Origin of the sequence: Ruegeria hyattellae (assembly GCF_041537925.1) — a bacterium.
Lineage (GTDB): Bacteria > Pseudomonadota > Alphaproteobacteria > Rhodobacterales > Rhodobacteraceae > Ruegeria_C.
Genome location: NZ_JBGOSH010000013.1, coordinates 48,387 through 68,226, shown reverse-complemented (window position 1 = coordinate 68,226; position 19,840 = coordinate 48,387). Strand labels below are relative to the sequence as shown.

General features: G+C 54.7%; 22 protein-coding genes. 6 read left to right on the top strand and 16 right to left on the bottom strand.

The window, feature by feature from the left end; genetic code table 11:
• Positions 1–304 precede the first annotated feature (304 nt).
• From AB1E33_RS23315 to AB1E33_RS23300, 4 genes are read right to left on the bottom strand one after another with little or no spacing between them, the layout of a single operon-like run.
• Positions 305–781 carry a GNAT family N-acetyltransferase gene (locus tag AB1E33_RS23315; RefSeq protein WP_372579638.1) on the bottom strand — a complete coding sequence of 159 codons (477 nt, stop codon included), beginning with the start codon at positions 779–781 and terminating at the stop codon, positions 305–307.
• A gap of 15 nt (positions 782–796) precedes the next feature.
• The gene (locus AB1E33_RS23310; protein ID WP_372579637.1) at positions 797–1,033 is read right to left on the bottom strand and encodes a hypothetical protein; all 237 of its coding nucleotides are present in this window, start codon (positions 1,031–1,033) and stop codon (positions 797–799) included.
• The gene (locus AB1E33_RS23305; protein WP_372579636.1) at positions 1,030–1,398 is read right to left on the bottom strand and encodes a DUF6632 domain-containing protein; all 369 of its coding nucleotides are present in this window, start codon (positions 1,396–1,398) and stop codon (positions 1,030–1,032) included. Before AB1E33_RS23305 ends, AB1E33_RS23310 begins: the two co-directional genes overlap by 4 nt.
• Positions 1,399–1,433: 35 nt before the next feature.
• Positions 1,434–1,994 carry a carboxymuconolactone decarboxylase family protein gene (locus AB1E33_RS23300; RefSeq protein ID WP_372579635.1) on the bottom strand — a complete coding sequence of 187 codons (561 nt, stop codon included), beginning with the start codon at positions 1,992–1,994 and terminating at the stop codon, positions 1,434–1,436.
• A 145-nt stretch (positions 1,995–2,139) separates the two neighbouring features.
• Between AB1E33_RS23300 and AB1E33_RS23295 the strand changes: the two genes are divergently transcribed.
• Positions 2,140–2,841: a winged helix-turn-helix transcriptional regulator gene (locus AB1E33_RS23295; protein ID WP_074739126.1), complete on the top strand. Its 702-nt coding sequence runs from the start codon at positions 2,140–2,142 to the stop codon at positions 2,839–2,841.
• Here AB1E33_RS23295 and AB1E33_RS23290 read toward each other — a convergent pair.
• From AB1E33_RS23290 to AB1E33_RS23280, 3 genes are read right to left on the bottom strand one after another with little or no spacing between them, the layout of a single operon-like run.
• Positions 2,838–3,845, bottom strand: a complete 1,008-nt coding sequence (locus AB1E33_RS23290) for an NAD(P)H-dependent flavin oxidoreductase (RefSeq protein ID WP_372579634.1) — start codon at positions 3,843–3,845, stop codon at positions 2,838–2,840. The two genes, AB1E33_RS23295 and AB1E33_RS23290, sit on opposite strands and share 4 nt — an antisense overlap.
• A gap of 12 nt (positions 3,846–3,857) precedes the next feature.
• Complete coding sequence (locus AB1E33_RS23285; RefSeq protein WP_372579633.1) at positions 3,858–5,093, bottom strand: NAD(P)-binding domain-containing protein; 1,236 nt, start codon at positions 5,091–5,093, stop codon at positions 3,858–3,860.
• Positions 5,094–5,120: 27 nt separating this feature from the next.
• The gene (locus tag AB1E33_RS23280; RefSeq protein WP_372579632.1) at positions 5,121–5,945 is read right to left on the bottom strand and encodes an OsmC family protein; all 825 of its coding nucleotides are present in this window, start codon (positions 5,943–5,945) and stop codon (positions 5,121–5,123) included.
• A gap of 292 nt (positions 5,946–6,237) precedes the next feature.
• Between AB1E33_RS23280 and AB1E33_RS23275 the strand changes: the two genes are divergently transcribed.
• From AB1E33_RS23275 to AB1E33_RS23265, 3 genes are all read left to right on the top strand, one after another.
• A complete protein-coding gene (locus AB1E33_RS23275) occupies positions 6,238–6,414 on the top strand; it encodes a hypothetical protein (RefSeq protein ID WP_372579631.1) in 177 nt (58 codons plus the stop codon).
• A gap of 326 nt (positions 6,415–6,740) precedes the next feature.
• A complete protein-coding gene (locus AB1E33_RS23270; RefSeq protein WP_372579630.1) occupies positions 6,741–7,058 on the top strand; it encodes a bactofilin family protein in 318 nt (105 codons plus the stop codon).
• Positions 7,059–7,186: 128 nt separating this feature from the next.
• Positions 7,187–7,984 (top strand): IS5 family transposase, encoded by a 798-nt coding sequence (locus AB1E33_RS23265; RefSeq protein ID WP_372579629.1) that lies wholly within the window; start codon positions 7,187–7,189, stop codon positions 7,982–7,984.
• Positions 7,985–8,337: 353 nt separating this feature from the next.
• Here the strand turns inward: AB1E33_RS23265 and AB1E33_RS23260 are convergent, their stop codons facing one another.
• The 5 genes from AB1E33_RS23260 to AB1E33_RS23240 all read right to left on the bottom strand — a co-directional run bounded on the left by AB1E33_RS23260 (position 8,338) and on the right by AB1E33_RS23240 (position 14,918).
• Positions 8,338–9,051 carry an alpha/beta fold hydrolase gene (locus AB1E33_RS23260; RefSeq protein WP_372579628.1) on the bottom strand — a complete coding sequence of 238 codons (714 nt, stop codon included), beginning with the start codon at positions 9,049–9,051 and terminating at the stop codon, positions 8,338–8,340.
• Positions 9,048–10,589: an ABC transporter permease gene (locus AB1E33_RS23255; RefSeq protein WP_372579627.1), complete on the bottom strand. Its 1,542-nt coding sequence runs from the start codon at positions 10,587–10,589 to the stop codon at positions 9,048–9,050. The genes AB1E33_RS23260 and AB1E33_RS23255 overlap by 4 nt, the downstream gene beginning before the upstream one ends.
• On the bottom strand, positions 10,586–11,641 hold the full coding sequence (locus AB1E33_RS23250) for a quaternary amine ABC transporter ATP-binding protein (protein WP_372579626.1): 1,056 nt from the start codon (positions 11,639–11,641) through the stop codon (positions 10,586–10,588). The genes AB1E33_RS23255 and AB1E33_RS23250 overlap by 4 nt, the downstream gene beginning before the upstream one ends.
• A gap of 87 nt (positions 11,642–11,728) precedes the next feature.
• Complete coding sequence (locus AB1E33_RS23245) at positions 11,729–12,694, bottom strand: ABC transporter substrate-binding protein (RefSeq protein WP_372579625.1); 966 nt, start codon at positions 12,692–12,694, stop codon at positions 11,729–11,731.
• Between the two features lie 31 nt (positions 12,695–12,725).
• Positions 12,726–14,918, bottom strand: a complete 2,193-nt coding sequence (locus tag AB1E33_RS23240; protein ID WP_372579624.1) for a DUF1989 domain-containing protein — start codon at positions 14,916–14,918, stop codon at positions 12,726–12,728.
• A gap of 243 nt (positions 14,919–15,161) precedes the next feature.
• On the opposite strand from AB1E33_RS23240, the gene AB1E33_RS23235 reads away from it, so the two are divergent.
• Positions 15,162–16,172 carry a LacI family DNA-binding transcriptional regulator gene (locus AB1E33_RS23235; protein ID WP_372579623.1) on the top strand — a complete coding sequence of 337 codons (1,011 nt, stop codon included), beginning with the start codon at positions 15,162–15,164 and terminating at the stop codon, positions 16,170–16,172.
• 69 nt (positions 16,173–16,241) lie between these two features.
• Positions 16,242–17,201: an IS5 family transposase gene (locus tag AB1E33_RS23230; protein WP_372579622.1), complete on the top strand. Its 960-nt coding sequence runs from the start codon at positions 16,242–16,244 to the stop codon at positions 17,199–17,201.
• Position 17,202: 1 nt separating this feature from the next.
• Here the strand turns inward: AB1E33_RS23230 and AB1E33_RS23225 are convergent, their stop codons facing one another.
• The 4 genes from AB1E33_RS23225 to AB1E33_RS23210 all read right to left on the bottom strand — a co-directional run bounded on the left by AB1E33_RS23225 (position 17,203) and on the right by AB1E33_RS23210 (position 19,814).
• Positions 17,203–17,724, bottom strand: coding sequence for an XdhC family protein (locus tag AB1E33_RS23225; RefSeq protein WP_372579621.1), 522 nt, complete (start codon positions 17,722–17,724; stop codon positions 17,203–17,205).
• A gap of 66 nt (positions 17,725–17,790) precedes the next feature.
• The gene (locus AB1E33_RS23220; RefSeq protein ID WP_372579620.1) at positions 17,791–18,405 is read right to left on the bottom strand and encodes a GlxA family transcriptional regulator; all 615 of its coding nucleotides are present in this window, start codon (positions 18,403–18,405) and stop codon (positions 17,791–17,793) included.
• 96 nt (positions 18,406–18,501) lie between these two features.
• Positions 18,502–18,825: a type 1 glutamine amidotransferase family protein gene (locus AB1E33_RS23215; RefSeq protein WP_372579619.1), complete on the bottom strand. Its 324-nt coding sequence runs from the start codon at positions 18,823–18,825 to the stop codon at positions 18,502–18,504.
• Positions 18,826–18,881: 56 nt separating this feature from the next.
• A complete protein-coding gene (locus AB1E33_RS23210; protein WP_372579618.1) occupies positions 18,882–19,814 on the bottom strand; it encodes a ribose-phosphate pyrophosphokinase in 933 nt (310 codons plus the stop codon).
• Positions 19,815–19,840: the final 26 nt, after the last annotated feature.

Sequence of the window (19,840 nt, the reverse complement as noted above, 5' to 3'; positions counted from 1 at the left end):
CGTGCAACACAGTCGTTCTACGCTGTCCGCCCTATTGACGTATCCTTGGCCAGCTCGATCACAACACCTTGGCCTGCCCTAACGATGGTACTTTCCGTCCCGTTCCTAGGTGATACCATCGCACCCTACCAAGCCGTGGCGTTAGCTGTCGTTGTGGTTTGCATCTACGGCCTGACACTCGCAAGTCTATGAATGAACACGCTCAAACACGCCACAACGGAATCGTAACCGATGCTCAACATCCTTGCCCGCGCGATGATAACAGCCATCCGGTGCAAACCGTTGGAAGAGAAGGACGACCAAGTCACACGTGACCGCGTCTTCTGCTCAAAACGCCCCGCTTCATCCGATCCACGCTGCAAGCGAAGGTACGGCATGATGGCGAAACTCGCCACGATCCTTTGCTTGCAGCGTGGATCAGAGTAACCCTTTTGGAGGTGACCTGCGGGCAGAAACGACAGAGGCGAAGAAGATATTGGGTAACCCATTTTCCTGCCCCTTGGGTGTCGAATTGCAGCACCATGAACGTTAGCCAATCCGCCATTTCGTCGCTGACATCGTAGTAGGGTTTGATCGGCTGAAATCCGAGCCTTTGGTACAATCCTCGCACCTCGATTTGTTCTGGCCCGGTATCAAGATACATTCTTGCGTAACCTAATTCGCGAGCACGGTGGGTCAGATGCGTTGCAAGGGCCAAGCCTACATCTTGCCCGTGGAATTTTGGATCGACGAACATGCGTTTCATTTCGCAGGCATCTGTATCGATTGCGCGCAATCCCACACAACCAGCGAACTTCTAATCGACGCTCGTGATTAGCAGCGTGCCTGCGAGGGCTCCGTACATGCCAGGCAGGTCTGATAGCTTGCGTTCAAACTCATCCGGGTCAAAATAGCTGGCCACAAGGTCGTGGTAGGCGTGATGGCGTACAAACAGCCAATCGACCAAGGCCCGCATCATATCTTGGACAGCGGCGATTTCAGCCGGGGTCTCGGCGGTTTTAACGGTGACGCGCTGTTTGACTACGGATATCATTTGGATGTTCTTTCGCTGGTTCTGGGGGCTTCTGCAGCGCGTGGCGACAGATACCAAAGCACCGTGGCCATGATGATAAGGGCTGGGATATCGCCCACCAAATGACCGATCTCCATATGGTTGTGGCTGACTTGAATAGCCATAATCACGGCATGAACGATACTGGACCAGATGGTAAAACCGATCAGGCTCTTATGGTTTTGCGGGGCTGAGGACGCCCGGATCAGGAACCACCCCAGAACCGCGTAAATACTGCAGATCATCTGGAAATAGTGCTGACCACCGCCACCATGCCAGACCCACCCCGAAGGCCAGATAACGGCTAGTGGATAAATCAGAAAACAGATGGTCCCAAACAGGACCAAAGCGATCTTTAATCCCTATGCGCGGCTTTCGGGACTCATGCAGCGTCTGCCTTAGGAGTCCATGCATAGGGTGCAAATTCTGCGTCAAGCGGCAGGTCCAGTAAGTTGGCTGTCATGTTGCTTAGGGTCTTATTTGCAACGCCTATGATCACCTCCAAAGCCTGATCCGGGTGATAACCGGCCGCCAAAAACCCCGTGTATTCTTCGGTGCAGCCACGGCCACGGTCTATTGTCAATTTTCGGGCAAAGCGCACCAAAGCAACAAGACGATCGTCTTCTGGGTCGCGCCCCTCACGCATTGCTTGAACGTGGCTGTCACTCAGCTCGGCATCAGCAGCAAAAGCTGTGTGACCCGCGACGCAGTAGCGGCACCTGTTGGCCACGCTTACCGCAAGTTGGATCACCTCGCGTTCGGCGGGTGACAAGCTGCTGTTGCCAAACGCGCCGGTCAGCCCGGCAAACCCGGTCATCGCATCAGGAAGACCGCCATAAACGGCATAGACATTGGGTACAAAACCACGTGCTTGCGTGATCGCGTTGAATACCGGACGTGATTGCGGGGCCGCTGTCTTGGCCGAGTGGATGGGTGGGGTCATAAGCTCTCTCTGTTTTGCAGATCCGTGCTTGGGCTGCTTTCTATGATGAGACCTACCTCACACCGTCCCTACGCGATGCTTTACAGATTGGAGCAAGACACTATACCGATTGGAGTATCTTACTACACTTTCTGGAGTAACATTGATGTCGCACAGCTATGGCCAGTGGTGCCCCATCGCCAAATCAACTGAAATTTTAGGCGAAAAATGGACCATGCTGATTGTGCGCGAGCTGTTAATGGGCAGCACACGTTTCTCAGAGCTCCAGCGTGGGTTGGGGGCGATTTCTCCCACACTTTTGACGCGCAGATTGGTCACGCTTGAGGAATATGACCTTGTCTATAAGCGTCGCATTCAAGGCGGTCGGGGGCACGAATACCTACCAACCGCAAGCTGCCGGCAGCTGCAGCCGATCCTGCTGGCACTTGGAAGTTGGGGCATGGAATGGTCAAAGGCGTTTATGAGCGACGCGGATTACGACGTCGAGCTTCTGATGCTTTATCTTCAACGAAGTATTGTTCCCGAGAACCTACCCGGCAGCAGAACGGTCGTGTTGTTCCAGTTTACGGATTTCGATGAGCAACCGAAATGGTGGATCACGGTTGAAGGTGGCAATGTTGATGTTTGCACCACCGATCCCGGTCTTGACGTGGACGTATTTATTACAACAAAGGTGCGCGCGATGGCGGATGCCTGGTTGGGCCACACGACCTATAAAGCGGCCAAAGCCTCTGGCGAGATGGAGATCATCGGACCGGCGGCTCTGACACGCAATATAACAAGCTGGCTTTCCGATTGCATTTTCGCAAGCTTGCCGAATGCCGAAGAGATTTTGGCAGCACGTTAGGGCAATCGTAGTGCTGCGCGGGCGTGTTCCACTATGCTGTCGACAATCGTTCCAGCGGGTTCAACGCTGTTCACCAGGCCAACGCTTTGACCGGCCCACATCGATAATGCGTCAATCTCACCGGTCATCGAATGATGGGGTGTCGTGGATTGATAGGCTTTGATTGGGGCGCTGCCTCGCATTGCAACCGTTTCACCGGACCGGTGACGTGCCCAATTGTCGGGGCGACCTTCTGCAAGCCAACGATCCGCAACGGCGTTACGCAGCACGCGATGTGCAGCATTTGACCATCCAACATTGTACAGATCGGTCTCGTGGAGTGTGTCTGAATGCTGGGCTGCAATAAGCTGCGCGATGTATTCGGAATGCGCCGCGCTTTCTGGGGTCGCCAGAAAACGGGTTCCCACGACAATACCACTGGCCCCCAAGCAAAGGGTTGCCGCCAACCCGCGCCCGTCCGAGATACCTCCGGCCGCCAAAACGGGCACTGATCCTGCCACATCCACGACGGCCGGAATCAGTGGCAGGGTCGCGACCGTCCCTCGAACATGCCCTCCGGCTTCCCAACCCTGCGCAACCAAAATATCTACACCCGCATCAACAGCGCGTTTGGCGTCAATCGCGCTCGAGACGGTTTGGATCACCAAAGCCTCTTTTGCATGTACTTCCTTCACGAAAGGCGCTGCATCCCCCCAGAAGAAATGCACAGCATTGGGGCGATGCGACAGGCAAAGTTCCAATCGAGCTTCTTGTGGCATATCAAGGCAAAGGTTTACGGCAAACGGAGCATCGGTTTTTGCACGCAGGCTTGTCAGTTCAGCCTCAATGGTATCCCTGCTGCTCCACGAGAAAGGCATGATCGGATAGCCCCCTGCATTGCCAACGGCAGCAGCCAAGTCGCTTTCCACCGCGCCGGCCATGGGGGCCAGTGCGATGGGGTGATCCACCCCGACCAGATCTGTAAACGCCGTCGAAGTTGCGGGGGCTTTGATCGTCTTGTCCATGATTGAATTCTTTCAAGCCGCGCGGCGGTTTCGATTGGCAATAAGGTGATCGGAAAGGGCCTGCGCATCGCCGCCCACGCCATCAATCAGTGCCGACTTCCGACGCCGCATGAAGGGCAACCCGATGACGTAAAGACCGGGTGCAACGATGCCCTGATCGTGGATCAACATGCCTTTCTGGTCGAACACAGGAAGCTTCAGCCAACTGAATTCTGGGGAATAACCCGTTGCCCAAACGATGGTGTGTATCGCGCCGTTTCTCAGATTGGACATGAGGTGTAGCGGGGTGGGCAATAACGTCGGGGGCAACTGTCGCGCATCGGGAAGGTCGGGAATGTTCATGCGGCCGGCCCAGTCGTCAAAATGCCTTAGAAGTCGGCCGATCTTCAGATCCGAGATGGCACAGTGATTGGCAAGTGAGCCGGAAAACTGCGCCATACCGTTTTGAATGCCAGCCAGTCGACCGGTAACTGAAATCCCAATTGCCTGAAGCGCATTCAGATCAATGGAATCTATTCCGGGATCACCAATCAGTTGAAAGGATGGCAGGCGGCGGGCACGGTCACTGTCATCCACCTCGTTGACGCGGACATCCAGAATACCGCTACGATCCATCCACCACTGAATATCCCGCCCACGATAGCGACGCGGCGCGCGGATATGCTCGCCAACGGCAAGGGTCACCGCATGCCCGGATGTGCCAAGCTCGGCAGCGATTTGCACACCGCTGGCCGAGGCCCCAACCACCAGCACACCGCCCTTCGCAACTTGGTCAGGCGATTTATATGTGCTAAGCGACAGTTGCATGATGCTTTCTGGAACAGCGCCAGCCAACTGAGGCAGTTTGGGCCGCGCGCAAGCGCCACTGGCGACAACAACATTATCGCAAATCCAATCGCCCTTGTTGGTGCGAACCAGATAGTTGTTCCCATGAGACGTCACAGAATGAACAGCAGTGTGCTCTTCGACCGGGGCATTGATCGCATGGGCATAGTTACGCAGATAACCTGTGATTTGCGGCATGTTCATATACCCATCTGGATCAGGTCCGGCATATCCATAGCTCGGCAACCGTGATTGCCAGTTTGGCGTAAGCAGCCGCAGGCTGTCCCACCGGTCTTTCATCCAGGACTGCGCCACCTCGCCCCGCTCCAATACAACATGCGCGACGGAGCGGTCCGAGAGACATTTGCTCATTGCGAGCCCGGCTTGCCCGGCGCCAATGATGACGGTCGAAATATTTCGCATGACACTCGCTCTTGTAGCAATCGCGGCTTAGGCCACGACCACATGTACGTTGGTCGGATTGGTCATCAGATCAAAAACAGTGGATCGCTTCTGCGACTGTGCGACCAATGCACGAATGTCATCGTCGCTTGCATCCGCATCAATAGTAAAGGCCACACGGACTGCACTGAAGCCATTGCGAATGTCGGGATCCATACCCAAAATCCCGCGCATATCCATGTCACCCTCGACAACGCACTGAACGTCATGCAGCTGGATCCCCCGATGCTGCGCGACAGCAGCGATGCCCCCGGTCAGGCAACTTGCCAAGGCTGACAGTGCGATTTCCGGGGGTGTCGGCGCGCTGTCACGGGCGGCGAAAACTTCTGGATGGTCTGAGCAAATTGAAAAAGTTTCTTTGCGTGTGTGTTCTTCACCAAGGCCGTAATAGCCATTGATAGTGTTGCGGCTTTCGCTGCCGTTGACCCAGTCACAGGTGCTGCGGAATGTGAATGATGCAGCTTGCGGTATCTCGGCGAATGCGCCCCGTGCACCGATCAGGGCCTCGGTATTTACACCATTTGAAACGGGTTTGTCTTGGGTTTGCGTGGTCATTGTGTTTTTCCCATTTAGAAGCGTGTTGAGCTGCCAGTGCAGCTCGATATGGTGACTTCTAGGGAACACCCGCTCTGCGAGATACTTCACGGTCGAAAGCAATCCACTACATATTTGATAGTAAGCAGAAGAAACATTCGGAGGCGTGACATGGAAGGCTGCTTCGGTGACTTCGGCTGCATCGCAGTGAAAAAGGCGCACTTTGCCCGAATGGCAACAATGCGAGAACCACACTGCAGCAAGAGATGGAGCATTCAAAGCCCGGTTTGGGCCGCTTTACCCGACCGTCTGACAACAATCGCACCCTTTCATTGAGCAGGTTTGACACATGCTCCATAGTTTGAGACTCTCCCAATATTCTCAAAGGAGAATCTAACAATGGACCAGCATAGATTCTGATCCCGCCGCGCGCTGACCTGAATGGGCAGAATGCGTATCGAAACACTCCTGCGGAGGACCCCCGCCAATGGACAAACGACGCTAGCCCCTTTTGGGCGTTCGTGATCGTGCATCTGCGCGACTTCAGTTTCCTTTTGCCATGAGGTGCATCATGCCCTTCAAACCACCAAAAACCACCCTCGGTGGCACCCGTCCTGCTGTGGAGGATACACCAAAATCTGTTGAGCCAGTGAAGGCCAAAGCCAAGCCGCCACGCGACCTGCGTATGAAAACGCCACCGCGCGCGGCCAAGCGGATGAACATGCCCGGTAGATCGGGTGGTCGTTAAAGACTGGTGCGGGGCGTGTTATGCGCCCCGCGTTAATGACTGGGATGCTCTACGGAAAAGCACGAGAGCCTGTGAGGGAAAATTGGAACAAAATGTCTGCTTTGCAGGTCTTGCCCTGGCAACGGGAGAACTTGCTGGGTGGTAGAATTGGGCCGGATCAGTAAAGATCGCAAGTTTCGCGAAGACCCTTCCGAACCTTCGACTTTTAGGTGGGTCTCACCAAACAAATGAGCGCTTGAGAAACGCTACGGTTGAATTGTTTGGAAGGTGTTCAAGGAACGATTTTCGTTCTACGGTCGCCAACATCTCATCTAGAGGATTTCAATGTGGCGAACTCAATAGTTGAAGAAGATTTGATAATTGAAGGCAATCTAAACTCAAGTCAAGGAGGCGTCGAAGTCAAAGGCCGTGTGGTCGGGGACATCAGTGCTGATACAATCACTGTTCAGGTTGGCGGGTCGGTTGACGGTGCACTGTCGGCAAAAAAGATCGATATGGAAGGCAAGCATCAAGGTCGTCTGAAATGTGACGATCTGAAGATTGCGGCGACCTCACATGTTCAGGCTGACGTATCGGCCAGGACTATGGCAACTGAAAGCGGCGCGAAGATTGTAGGCAAAGTCAACATTGTGGGCGGGCAGTAGGGCACGCCAACGACAAGTAGCATAGTTACATCGAAGGCAAATGCGATTGCCTGGTTCTGAATGACCGTGTTGCACGGATCGCACTCCCGGATTAGCTCTGGTGCTTTCCCTTCCGTGAGTTGCTGTGGATGCCATACAAATTCAATGATGCCCGTCGCAACAAGTTTCCCAAAGCAAAGTACCGGGTCACGAACTGCTCGGAATACAACGAAAGCCTCCGGCGTCGAGGTGACGTGACGATCTGGGTGTCTGAAGATGTAAGGGAGAACTGGGCGTCGCCGCGCCGTATGACACGCGGTGGCCAGTCACGTTACTCCGATATTGCAATCGAGATCTGCCTCACTCTGCGGGTCGTGTTTCGACTCCCGCTCAGGCAAACTCAGGGCTTCATGCGGTCGATTGCTCGGCTGATGGGCATGGACCTTGTGGTGCCAGATTTCTCGACCCTTTCGCGACGTGGCAAGGGGCTGAGGATCGCCCAAAACCGGCGAAATGCAAGTAAGCCAATCACACTCATAGTGGACAGCACGGGCCTGAAAGTGCGTGGCGACAACTGTTGGCATGAAGAAAAACACGGCACCAGGAAAGCGCGCAAAACATGGCGCAAGCTCCACATCGGACTCGACCTGGAAACTGGCGATATCGCCGCTTCGGAGCTGACCACTGAACATGTGGGCGATGAAACAGCACTGCCAGATTTGCTTGCCGATATCGACGTTAGCGTGGCGCGGTTTTTGGCGGATGGAGCGTATGACGGCGAGGGTGTCGCAGACTGCCTGGCGGACAGGTTTGGGCCTGGGCTAGAGATCATAATCCCTCCGCCGAAGAACGCTGTTCATGGCGAGAATGCACAGCGCAATCGACACATCACTGCCATCGCTGAACATGGCAGAATGAACTGGCAAGCTGAGACGGGATACAATTAGAGATCACAGGTTGAAGCCCAGAATGTCAGGTGGAAACAGGTTATCGGCGATCGCCTGCAAGCGGGTGATCTCGACAATCAAATATCAGAAGCGAAAATCGCCGCGAAAGCGCTCAACCGCATGACATCTCTCAGTCGTGCGGAGTATGAACGCGTCTTCTAAAGTGATGGGGTCTGGGGCATAATCGTCGCAATCCTGATCCATGCAACACCGTCCAGGACAGCCATTTTTTGATCGAGTCAGGCTTGTTTTGACAGCGGTATTGTTTGACTTGGACGCGGCAATCCCGTCACTACAAACGTTCAACAGAAGTTACTTGACCAGTTTTTGGCGATGCAAGTGCCGGATCCTCATCAGCTGGCTTCCAGAAAATCACTGACCAGCTGATTAAACAGAACCGGTTTTTCCAGGTGAACCGCGTGCGCACAGGCAGGCAACACCGCGAGTCGGCAATCAGGTATGTTGCGCCATAAGGTTTCAGTTTGAGACCATGAATATGTACGGTCGCGGTCGCCCCAAAGCACAAGTGTGGGCAATGCAATTTTTGCAAGATGAGCAAGCCCCGACCAATTTCGCATCGCTTCCAACCCGGCAATGATTGCCTGCAATGTGCTAGCTTCCGCGATTTTGGCGCATGCTGGAAATTCCTGTGCGGTTTCAATGTCTAAAAACCAAGTCGCAGAGATCCTGCGAGCCGTTGATTTGGCTCCATCGGCATGGGCGCGTTGGATAGAGGTTTCAATGGGTTCGAACCGTTCAGGAATGACCCCTTCTGCGCCCGTTGAATATAGAACAAGTTTGCACATGCGGTCCGGCGCAAGTCGGATCATTTCTTGGGCGATCATTCCGCCCATAGAATGACCGAGCAGGTCGAATTGTTCGGTGTCGACTTCGGCAAGGACCCACTCGGCGAACTCCGGAATGGAGCGTAGCGCGTCTTTGTGCGCATTTTTGCCAAAGCCAGGCAGGTCAATGGCGATCAGCTCTCGGTCTTCCGCCAGCGGCGCCTGCAAATTCCACTGCCTGCTGCCGCCCATGAAGCCATGGACAAAGACAAGCGGTGTCATTTTCTGGCGCCCTGCACGATCCGATCAAGGATCATTGCGCAGAACAGGATCGAGAAACCCGCGAGGATGCCTTGGCCCACATTAGCGTATTGCAGGGCTTCAAGAACGTCTTCGCCAAGGCCCTTTGCCCCGATCAGCGAGGCAACGACCACCATGGCCAGCGACAACATGATCGTCTGGTTGATCCCCGCCCGGATCGACGGTGCGGCAAGCGGCAGATCGACCTTGGTCAGCAGATACCATTTGTTGGCGCCAAAGCTGATGGCGGCCTCCCGCACGGATTCCGGAACGCCACGCAGGCCCAGCACGGTCAGGCGCACCACAGGTGTGCCGCCAAAGATCATCGTGACGATTACTGCCGCCGGTTTACCGACGCCAAAGAACGCGATCACCGGAACCATAAAGACGAAGGCAGGCATGGTTTGCATGAAGTCCATGATTGGCTGGATAAACGCGTAGAACCGAGGACGTCGCGCCGCAAACATGCCCAAGGGGATGCCGATCACAATGGAAAGACATGCCGCTGTTCCCAGCAGGGCTAGTGTCGTCATCGCCGCTTCCCAGAAACCAAGTAGGCCCATGTAAGCCAGAAAGGCACTCGAATAGATGGCCGTGCGGATGCCTGCTGTCAGCCAGGTCAACAGGACGATCAAGCTAGCGATCACGATCCACGGGGTCTGCACCAGGATGACCTCAAGCGCATCCAGCAGCGCGCGGATGCCAATTGTAAGAACTTCAAAGAATACTTCGCTATTGCGAACACACCATGCGATGAACTCTTCCACCCAGGTGATGCCGGTCAGGCGGATACTTGGATCCGTTGGAAATTGGCTGAGTAGGGAAAACCGTCCAGGGAAGGAGTAATGCATCATCGCGGCAGTCACGATCAGGGCCATGAAAATCGCACTGAATACGATCTCCTGAACCGGCAAGGCCGAACGAACCGACCGGTCAGACAACCAGTCTGAGAACCGCGCCTCAAGTGCCCAGTTGGCCACGATAGCCTGCACCCCCTTGACGATCAGCAAAATGGCGAGGCCGGTGAGGGCAATACTTGGTCCCTCTCCTGCCATTGCCTCGGCCTCGGCGCGAATACCGCCTATGTTTTCCTCCAGCGAATCGACCGTTCGGCGATAGACATCAATCTTGTCGGAATTGGCTTCAATTGCTGCTTCCAGTTGCTTGCGGCGCAACTCAAGCGTGCCTTCGATCGACGCGATCCGCGCCATGGCGTCGGAGGCCAGATCTCCAAACATTCCCCGGGCCATCTGCACAAAGGCCAGCGTTTCAATGATCAGGAAGGGCAGTGCCCAGGTCCACAGCCCCCGTGCGCCAAACCAGACCGGGCCGAAGATCCCGGCCATCAGGTTGAAGGTTGGCGTGAAGCGGGACGACGCACCAATCTTGTCAAAGTTTCGGATGTAGTAGTCAGGGCTGGTGCGCACAAATGCCCGAATATTCTCGCGCCGCTCTTCGGCATAGGCCAGGGCTGCTTCGCTTTCTGTGTCTTCCAGCGGGTTCACATCAGAGGTGTTCATGATACTTCTGTCCCTTCGATCACAGTGCGCAACAGATCGGCGCGGGTAATCACGCCAACATCCACGCCACCATCCTCAACCAGAATGGCGCTGCTATTGTCGATCGCCAGATTGATCATCGTGCTCAGGTTTTCGCTTTCATTGACGCGCGGGGCGTCAGCGGATAACGGGCCATGGGCCGCGACATGATCAGCAATAGGTTGCATCACCGCATGGGCGCGTACCACTTTGAGCCGCGAGATACCCGCCACGAAATCCGCTACATAGTCATCGGCAGGATGCATGACGATATCTTCCGCCGTACCAATCTGCACCACCTTGCCGTCGCGCATGATGGCGATGCGATTGCCGATACGGACGGCTTCATCAAGATCATGGGTGATGAAGATCGTCGTCTTCTTCAGGATCTTGCTGAGCCGGATAAACTCGTCCTGCAACTGGCGGCGGATCAGCGGATCAAGCGCCGAGAACGGTTCGTCCATCAACAGAACATCGGGGTTGGCGGCCAGGGCGCGGGCCAGACCAACGCGCTGTTGCATCCCGCCGGACAATTCATGCGCAAATTTCGAGCCCCAGGCGCCAAGCTCGACAATATCGAGAATGGCGGCGGCCTGACGCATGCGCTCATTCTTGCTGACCTGCCGGATTTCCAGCGGCATCGCTACGTTGTCCAGCACCGATCGGTGCGGCATCAGTGCGAAGTTCTGAAACACCATGCCAATCTTGTTGTTGCGAAACTGCTGAAGCTCTTTCGGACCCAGCGCCATCACATCGGTGCCTTCGATTTCAATCTTGCCATCGGTGGGTTCCAGCAGGCGATTGAAGTGGCGCACCATTGTGGATTTGCCGCTGCCCGACAGCCCCATAATGCAGAAAATTTCGCCACGGGTGACTGACATGCTGACATCGGCCACGCCGACAACGCAGTTGAACTCTGCCAGCACCTCGGCCTTGGTCAGGCCGCGATCCCTGATCGCCTGCAAGGCAATCTCGGGTTTGGCACCGAAGATCTTCCAGACATTCGAGATCTTGATAACGGTATCGTCGCCCATGTGTCCCCCGGAGGTTGTTATTGATTGGGATGCGCCGTTTTAAGGTGGCGCCGAAAATGCAGCGCCACCTTGGGTTTCAGTGCTGGATCAGAGACCCAGCCAAGCGTCTACACGATCAGGGTTCGCTTCAACCCACTCACGCGCAACCTCGGCCGGATCACGGTCATTGGCGCTGATCTCGTAGGCAAAGTTCGACACGTCATCCGAGGTCACCTGGAAATTGGTGAAGAACTCAGCAATCGCCGGCGAACGATCCACCAGCGAGTTGGACCAGGCGATCTGAACATCTTTCAGTGCATCTTTCGATGCGACCATGGACTTGTCGAACCAATCGGGATCGTCCGAAGGCTGCACCATCACGTATTTTTCGGGATCAAACGCAGGCTCAGACAGCATTTCAACATCAAACATGAACCACACGGCGTGGGGCTTATAGCAGTAAAAGGCATAGCCCTCACCCTTGGCGATGCTGTCTTTGATGCGCGCTGTTTTCACGCTTTCTTCGGCCCGGACCGGCTCGATGAAATCCATCAACCCGTAGTCGCGCACCTTCACCTCGTTCACATTGGCCGAAGCCCAGCCGGGTGCGCCGATCCACATCTCACCACGGCCATTGCCGTCGCTGTCCATCAAAGCGGCCACGTCCGGGCGACCCAGGTCGGCGATGTCAGTGACGTTGTTGGCTTCGCCAAAATCCTTGCTGACGCAAAAACCCTGATTGCCCTCGTAAGGGTTGGACGACAGCGTTACCGTGCCCGCCTCATCGACATATTTCTGGGTAAAGCTTTGCTGGTTCGGTAGCCAGACATCCGGGTGTACATCAATGTCGCCCTTGCCCTGATCCATCGCCTGGAAGATCGTGGCATTGTTGCCAGGTACATACTCCACAGCCCCACCGATCCGCATTTCTACGACCGCGCCCAACAAATAGGCTATCGCCTGCGCGCCGGTCCAGGACGGTACGCCAATCTTGACCTCTTCCGCCGCAAAGGCTGGCAGCGCAAACACGCTGACTGCAGCTGACAATGCCAGTGATTTCATCTTTAGTTTCATATTCTCACTCCTGTTGATTGGATGTTTCTTGCTAAGCGCGCGCCCGCTTTCGCTGCGGGTCTATGAATGGAATATCGGTGACCATGGCACCAAGGCGTTTCATCCGCCCGTCAAGTTGCCCGATTTCCAGCCTGGTTTCGTTTTCCGATTGCTCGACCGAAAGGCGCGCGATAGCGATGCCGCGCTCTAGCGACGGAGAGCGCGTGGCAGAGGTGACTGCCCCCACCTGCCTCTCATTGGCAAAGACCCCGGCGCCGTGCGGCGGGACATCGTTGCAATCCAGCAGTAACCCCTTGAGCACCCGTCGGGGAGCCTCATGATTGCGCTCGAGCGCCGCCTTGCCGATGAACTCCGTCTTGTTCAGATCAATGGCGAACCCCAATCCGGCCTCATAGGCATCAACACCTGTTGCGAATTCGGCGCCAGCCGCCGCGAGGCCCGCTTCGACGCGGATGATCTCCAATGCAGCCGACCCCATCGGTGTGACCCCGAATTCCTCTCCCGCAGCCATCACAGCGTCCCAGATGGTCACTGCATCGGCCTTGGAGCAGAATATCTCGTAGCCCAGCTCGCCGGTATATCCGGAACGCGACAGCATAAAGGGGGCGCCTTCGCGATCGTTCAAGCGGCCAACGGTACAGCCGAACCATTTCAGCTGATCCAGCGTCGGCACATGGGGCTGCGTGAAGACAATCTTGCGCAGCACTTCGCGGGATTTCGGGCCCTGCAGCGCCAGATTTGGCAATGCGTTGCGCATGGCGTGGATGCGAACCTGAAACCCGTGTTTCTCGGCCAATGTCTGCAGCGCCCGTCCGCTCTCCTCAGTGCCACAGCACCAGCGGAACAGGTCATGCGCAAGCCGGAACAGGGTACCATCATCAATGACAGAACCCATTTCGTCGCACATCAGCGTGTAAGAGCCGCGCCAGACCGGCAGTTTGAAAACATTTCGCGTCGTCGCCAGTTGCAACAGCATCTCGGCATCAGGCCCGATAACATCGAATTTGCGCAGCCCGCTCATGTCCTGCAGGGTCACAGCTTCACGGCACGCCCAATACTCGCCCAGTGTCCCATGCGACGGAAAACTCACCGGTGCCCATAGGTCCCGAGCCGGCGCAAAGTGCTGGGTCAATGGTCCCAGCCGTTCATGGAAGGCAGATTCCTGACTGAGGGACATTGGTGCGTCTTCCTTTTCGCGATAGGCAACTGCGCGACGAATAGGTGTCTCGGGCCGGTAAATCCGCACATGCACATCCGTCGGGTTCCAACCGTTGATTGGGTCGATGTCATCCGGGCACGCGGTCGAAACACAGATAAGATCTTCAAGTGCCTTCATGGCTATATAGTCGCCAGGGCGTGAGTGACTTTCATCTACCAGAAGGTCGTGAGTATTGGGGTCAATCCAGGTATTCCAGAAGAAATTGATCGCCGGCCATGCGGAACGGCGCTTCACACCATAAGGATCAAGCGCATGGGAAATGTTGTCAGAACAGTTGATGTGCCCCGGGAAACCGCGCTCCGCGTATCCACGTGCTGTGCAGGCCAGACCGTAAGTATCGTGCCGCCCGCAGGTGTCTTGCACAACGTTCAGAATCGGGCGCATTTCGCTGTCGAAGAACTTGTCGAGCATGCCGGGGCCCGGGTAGGCGCGTCGCACCATCGATCGGGTTGCGGTACTGTCGATCAGCCACTCCTCACCATTGTCGAGCCGATCGGCGCGTATGGCGACGAAATCCGAGCATTGCTGCCCCTCGACGTCGATGATCTGGAGGATTTCACCCTGCTTCAATTCGTAGGACGTTCCCGTGCCGCGCGTAACGGTGAATTCATCGCGCACATCCCCCAGCGGGTCGGGCAGTATCCGGCCGGTTCTTCCAGAGGGCTGATGCGTAATTGTGATCGAGCCACCGCCAAACCCACTAACCAACTGGTCACGGTCCGAGACGCGTGACAGCCATAAGGTCACGGGGCCACGGGCCCTGAGAACAAACTGGTCATCACTTCCTGGCAGGCGGGCGGCAGCGATGTAGGCGTTGCAATCACCGCCCTGCGCTGCGATCCAGCCGACCAATTTTGTCAAGTCAGCCCCGGTACTGTTCACCTGTCCTGACGCAGCAAGTCCGATGGTGGAAAGCGCATCTTTTCCGTGGGCGTCAAATGCTGAAACCTGTAGCTCACCCTCGGACCAGACCCCGGTGATGGACAGTAGATCGTCGGGGCGCATCGCGATCTTCCGGACTTCCCGCGGTGCAAGTACCAGGGTTCGTTCGTGACTCGGCTTCTGAAACCCAGCAAACAACCGCGCGGGTGTAGCGTGCCCGTTATTGCTGAATTCGTGAAGGATCGCGTCGGTGTACATTGTTTTCCGTGAATCGCAAATGTAACTAGTTACACAACTTGATGTAACTGGTTACATCTGTCAAGTATTAGAAGAGTACGAAGAGGGCACTCCAATCATAGAGGTGAAATGGAAAGCCGACCGAAAAAGAAGCGGACCAATCTTCGTGACGTGGCAAAGGCCGCTGGTGTTTCCGTCGCGACAGTCTCACGGGTTCTGAATTCTCCAAAAGCTGTTTCTGAAGAGACACGTTTGCGCGTACAGGAGGTGATCGACATGTTGCATTTCGTGCCCAGTGCTGCCGCCCGTGCGATCAATTCCGGCAGAACCCGCGTCATCGGCGCCCTGGTTCCCACACTAGATAATGCGATCTTTTCAAGATTTCTGGCAGCGCTTGAAAAATATCTGGCAAAGCATGGTTTGTCGCTTGTTGTTGCAACAACCTCTAACGATCCCGAGATTGAAACTGAAAAAGCAAGAGGGTTGGTAGATATTGGTGCGGAAGCGCTGATTGTTTCCGGTATCACGCACAGCCCGGAATTTGACAGACTGATTGAACAAACGCGCCTTCCGGTGATAGCCACTTCGTATTTTAAAAAGAACTATCATTTGCCGACTATCGGCTACGACAACGCAAGCGCGTCGCGAATTGCTCTCGATTTTCTTTTGGCATCAGGCCACCGGAAAATTGCCGTGGTTCACGGACCAGTCAAGAACAACGACAGGACTCAGGCGCGACTATCGGGGTTGAAGACCGCCAAATTAACGCAATCACTACAAACGTTCGAGACCGATATCTCAATTCAAGGTGGTGGCACGGCAACACAAAGTCTTCTGAAGACTAAGGCAACATTTACGGCTATTCTATGCTTTTCCGACGTCTTGGCCATGGGAGTTTTATTCGAATTGCAAAGGCAACGAATAAACGTGCCTGATGAAATATCGCTGATCGGAATCGATGATCTGCCTTCTTCCCCCTACACGTTTCCCGCAATCACGACGGTCCATCTGCCAGTTGCAAGAATGGGAGAGGTAACCGCCAAATCGATAGTCTGCTGGTTGGAAAGCCAGACCGTTCCCGACCCGTATCTTCTACCGGCAGAACTGATTGTCCGGCATTCCACGAGAAAGTTGGTATAGAGAGACTGTGTTGCACGGATCGGTCGCTCAAAGTACTTCCAGCGTTTTCTGTGACGTGAGCGACGGTAGATGCCCTACAAACTCAATGATGGCCGTCGCGACAAGTTTGAAAAGGCCCGGTATCGGGTGACGAACGCAGCAGAGTACAACGAAAGCCTTCGGCGGCGCGGGGATTTGACCGTGTGGGTTTCAGATGATGTGGCTAAGGTTTGGACATCGCCACGCCGCAAGACCCGCGGTGGGCAGGCGGTCTACTCGGATCTGGCGATCGGGATTTGCCTCACGCTGCGAGTCGTGTTCCGGCTTGCCTTGAGGCAAACTCAGGGCTTCATGCGGTCGATCGCCAAGCTGATGGGATTGGATCTTGTGGTGCCGGACTACTCGACGCTATCACGACGCGGTAAGGAGTCGTTAATCGCTCAAAACCGGCGCGCTTCAGATAAGCCGATCACCCTCATCGTGGATAGCACTGGTCTAAATATTCATGGTGACTGCGGCTGGCAAGAAGAGAAGCACGGTACCATTAAGGCCCGCAAAACATGGCGCAAGCTCCACATCGCCCTTGATCCGGAAACAGGCGACATCGCCGCAGCGGAGCTGACGACTGAACATGTCGGCGACGAAACCGCGCTCCCGGATCTGCTTGCCGAAATTGATGCCGATGTCGGCCAGTTCCTTGCGGATGGTGCGTATGATGGCCAGGGTGTCGCAGACCATCTGATAGCCAAGTTTGGAACTGAGGTAGAGATCACGATCCCACCTCCGACAAACGCAGTTCACGGGGCAAATGAACAGCGCAATCAACACATCGATACCATCACCAAACATGGCAGAATGAATTGGCAAATTGAGACGGGATACAACCAGCGATCACAGGTTGAAGCTCAGATCGGAAGGTGGAAACAAGTTATCGGTGATCGCCTGGAAGCGCGTGATTTCGACAATCAAATTGCTGAAGCGCAAATCGCATCAAAAGCGCTCAACCGCATGACATCTCTCGGTCGTGCGGCGTATAAACGCGTCTTCTGAACTATTGGGGAATGGGGTCAATCCGCCTCAAATCTGATCCCTGCAACACGGTCATCCGAAGCAGGAAAGTTGCGTCCTCGGCTTCCGCTTCGGCATCACCAACAAGAGAAAGCGCTCCGGTTTCGGTGTGGAGGCGCAGAGTCAAAATCTTTCGGGCCGCATGGCACTCGCATACTTCGCGAAGAACAGTGAGGTCAGGCGCAGGTATAAGCCGCACGCTCATTTCTCCCCCACAAGACAACTGGATGTCGCGATACCAAGAGCCGCGGCCGTAATGCACAATTTTTGGCCGTCCCTTTGCAAGCGCTTCCACTGCATGTAGTGCTATTCCGGCCTCGACACAGCCCGACGACAAGCTGCCTACTCGCCGCTTGTCTTTAAACACTGCCATCATAGCTCCAAGCGGGCGGTATGAGGGTCCTTCTATGTTCACAATCACAGCGAGGACACCTTGTTGGGGCGAGTTAACTAAAGCCCGGATTGGCTGCATCGGTGCGCCGACGTCGAGTGCGCGCAGTGTCATTTTTTCAACATTAATCGCAGCGATACAGCCTCCGTTAGTTCAACGGTGTAGTTAGGAATCACGCGATTAGTTAATGCGCCACTGCGCGCTATAGTCACGAGGACTAACCCCATATCGCTTTTTGAATCGATTGGTGAAGTGTCCAACCGAAAACCCACACGCGGATGCGATTTCCATGACGGACAAATTGGTTTCTCCAAGTAGTACATGCCCTCTCTCGAGGCGCAAATCTGAATAGAAGCGCTTTGGGGAGGTGCCTAAATAATGTTGAAACAATCTTTCGATCTGTCGGTGGGAAATACCTGCAGCCTTGGTCATTTCGTTTAGCCCCAATGGTTCTTCAAGATTATTCTTCATCAGTTCCAACACGGCTATGAGGGCCTTGTTGCGATTTCCGATCATATGAGCGATGGAAGATTTTTGTGGGACATGATCGCTGTTCTTACGCGCGTGGATGCACATGTCAGCAACTAGAGCAGCAAGTTCATTCCCATGGTCTTTGGCGATGATGGACAGTATCATATCTGCGGCTACTGAACCGCCGCCGCAGGTGAGAATCCCAGAATGGTTTTCAAATAGATTCATAGAAGGGACGAGTGTTGGGAAAGCTTCACAGAATGCCGACTGGTTCTCCCAGTGCAACGTAAAACGCCTGTTGTTTAACATCCCCGCCTGAGCCAATTGATATGTCCCGGTGCAAATCGCTCCAAATTTGCGTCCAAAGCGGTGCTGCCCGCGAATCCAATTTATGGTTTGACTATCGGAATTAAGTCCGGGTTACGTTCCACCGCAGACAAAGGTGTATCTGTCATCCACGTTTTGCGGCAGCGCAATATCCGGAGTAATTGAAATTCCGTTAGAGCAATTGACGGTGTTGTTCTGGATCGACGTGGTGTACCAGCGATACAACTGCTTGCCGGTCAATCGATTGGCCACGCGCAAGGGTTCGATGGCCGAACTAAGGGCGAGCAGTGTTAGATTCGGTAAGAGCAGAAATAGATAGTCGCGCGCAGGTGCATCTTCAGGAACTTGGAATGAAGTGGCACCTTTAGGCAAAAAATCATAACTACTGACAAAGGCCCTTTGCTCTAAGCGCGACATATCCATCTCCTCATTCTTTGTGTTGGAAACTCTCCAGCTGATCTTCCCCTGCCATGTCAGTCGAAAAGAATGCTGACCGATTCCGAGTTCGCTATACGCACGATGGCTTTACCGAACATATCGGAAACTGTGATGACCCGAATGCGATCCGACGCGTTAATCGCATCGGTTGCTGAAATCGTGTCGGTGATGACCAACTCTTTAAGGTCGGACCCATTGATACGATCGACGGCTTTGCCCGAAAGAACGCCGTGGGTGATGAAAGCGGAGACATCTTTTGCGCCATTTTTCAAGAGAGCGGTGGCGGCATTGCACAGTGTGCCGCCGGAATCGATGATGTCGTCGACCAGAATGCACGACTTACCTGACACATCCCCGATAACATTCATGACTTCTGATTGGCCCGGCTTGTCTCGACGCTTGTCGACAATTGCTAGTGGGCTCTTAATACGTTTGGCAAGTTGGCGGGCGCGCACCACTCCTCCGACGTCAGGTGACACGACAATTGTGTTTCCTGTGTCATAATTTTTTGTGATGTCACTCACCATGGCAGGAACGGCAATGAGATTGTCTGTTGGGATATCAAAAAACCCCTGAATCTGATCTGCATGCAAATCCATCGTAAGCACACGGTCTGCGCCGGCCGATGTAATGAGGTTTGCAACCAATTTAGCCGAAATGGGAGTGCGAGGTGCGGGTTTGCGATCCTGGCGAGCATATCCGAAATATGGGATGACGGCTGTAATTCGTTTCGCTGATGCTCGTCTCAATGCATCAATCAAAACGAGCAATTCCATTAGGTTGTCGTTGGCAGGATATGATGTCGACTGTATTATAAAAACATCGTCTCCTCGCACATTTTCTTCGATTTTGACCCAAACCTCTTCATCCGCGAAACGGCGCACGAGGCATTCGGCCAAAGGGGTTTTTAAGTATCCGGCAATGGATTGGGCCAGATCGGTATTGCTGTTACCGCAGATGAGTTTCATTAGTCGATACCTCGTGCGCGTCGGGG

What these genes read in the sequence shown, in the direction of transcription:
- AB1E33_RS23310 (WP_372579637.1), bottom strand. Translation starts at nt 1,033, where the DNA reads ATGATATCCGTAGTCAAACAGCGCGTCACCGTTAAAACCGCCGAGACC.
- AB1E33_RS23300 (WP_372579635.1), bottom strand. Translation starts at nt 1,994, where the DNA reads ATGACCCCACCCATCCACTCGGCCAAGACAGCGGCCCCGCAATCACGT.
- AB1E33_RS23295 (WP_074739126.1), top strand. Translation starts at nt 2,140, where the DNA reads ATGTCGCACAGCTATGGCCAGTGGTGCCCCATCGCCAAATCAACTGAA.
- AB1E33_RS23290 (WP_372579634.1), bottom strand. Translation starts at nt 3,845, where the DNA reads ATGGACAAGACGATCAAAGCCCCCGCAACTTCGACGGCGTTTACAGAT.
- AB1E33_RS23285 (WP_372579633.1), bottom strand. Translation starts at nt 5,093, where the DNA reads ATGCGAAATATTTCGACCGTCATCATTGGCGCCGGGCAAGCCGGGCTC.
- AB1E33_RS23275 (WP_372579631.1), top strand. Translation starts at nt 6,238, where the DNA reads ATGCCCTTCAAACCACCAAAAACCACCCTCGGTGGCACCCGTCCTGCT.
- AB1E33_RS23265 (WP_372579629.1), top strand. Translation starts at nt 7,187, where the DNA reads ATGCCATACAAATTCAATGATGCCCGTCGCAACAAGTTTCCCAAAGCA.
- AB1E33_RS23260 (WP_372579628.1), bottom strand. Translation starts at nt 9,051, where the DNA reads ATGACACCGCTTGTCTTTGTCCATGGCTTCATGGGCGGCAGCAGGCAG.
- AB1E33_RS23255 (WP_372579627.1), bottom strand. Translation starts at nt 10,589, where the DNA reads ATGAACACCTCTGATGTGAACCCGCTGGAAGACACAGAAAGCGAAGCA.
- AB1E33_RS23250 (WP_372579626.1), bottom strand. Translation starts at nt 11,641, where the DNA reads ATGGGCGACGATACCGTTATCAAGATCTCGAATGTCTGGAAGATCTTC.
- AB1E33_RS23245 (WP_372579625.1), bottom strand. Translation starts at nt 12,694, where the DNA reads ATGAAACTAAAGATGAAATCACTGGCATTGTCAGCTGCAGTCAGCGTG.
- AB1E33_RS23240 (WP_372579624.1), bottom strand. Translation starts at nt 14,918, where the DNA reads ATGCGCCCCGACGATCTACTGTCCATCACCGGGGTCTGGTCCGAGGGT.
- AB1E33_RS23235 (WP_372579623.1), top strand. Translation starts at nt 15,162, where the DNA reads ATGGAAAGCCGACCGAAAAAGAAGCGGACCAATCTTCGTGACGTGGCA.
- AB1E33_RS23230 (WP_372579622.1), top strand. Translation starts at nt 16,242, where the DNA reads ATGCCCTACAAACTCAATGATGGCCGTCGCGACAAGTTTGAAAAGGCC.
- AB1E33_RS23225 (WP_372579621.1), bottom strand. Translation starts at nt 17,724, where the DNA reads ATGACACTGCGCGCACTCGACGTCGGCGCACCGATGCAGCCAATCCGG.
- AB1E33_RS23215 (WP_372579619.1), bottom strand. Translation starts at nt 18,825, where the DNA reads ATGTCGCGCTTAGAGCAAAGGGCCTTTGTCAGTAGTTATGATTTTTTG.
- AB1E33_RS23210 (WP_372579618.1), bottom strand. Translation starts at nt 19,814, where the DNA reads ATGAAACTCATCTGCGGTAACAGCAATACCGATCTGGCCCAATCCATT.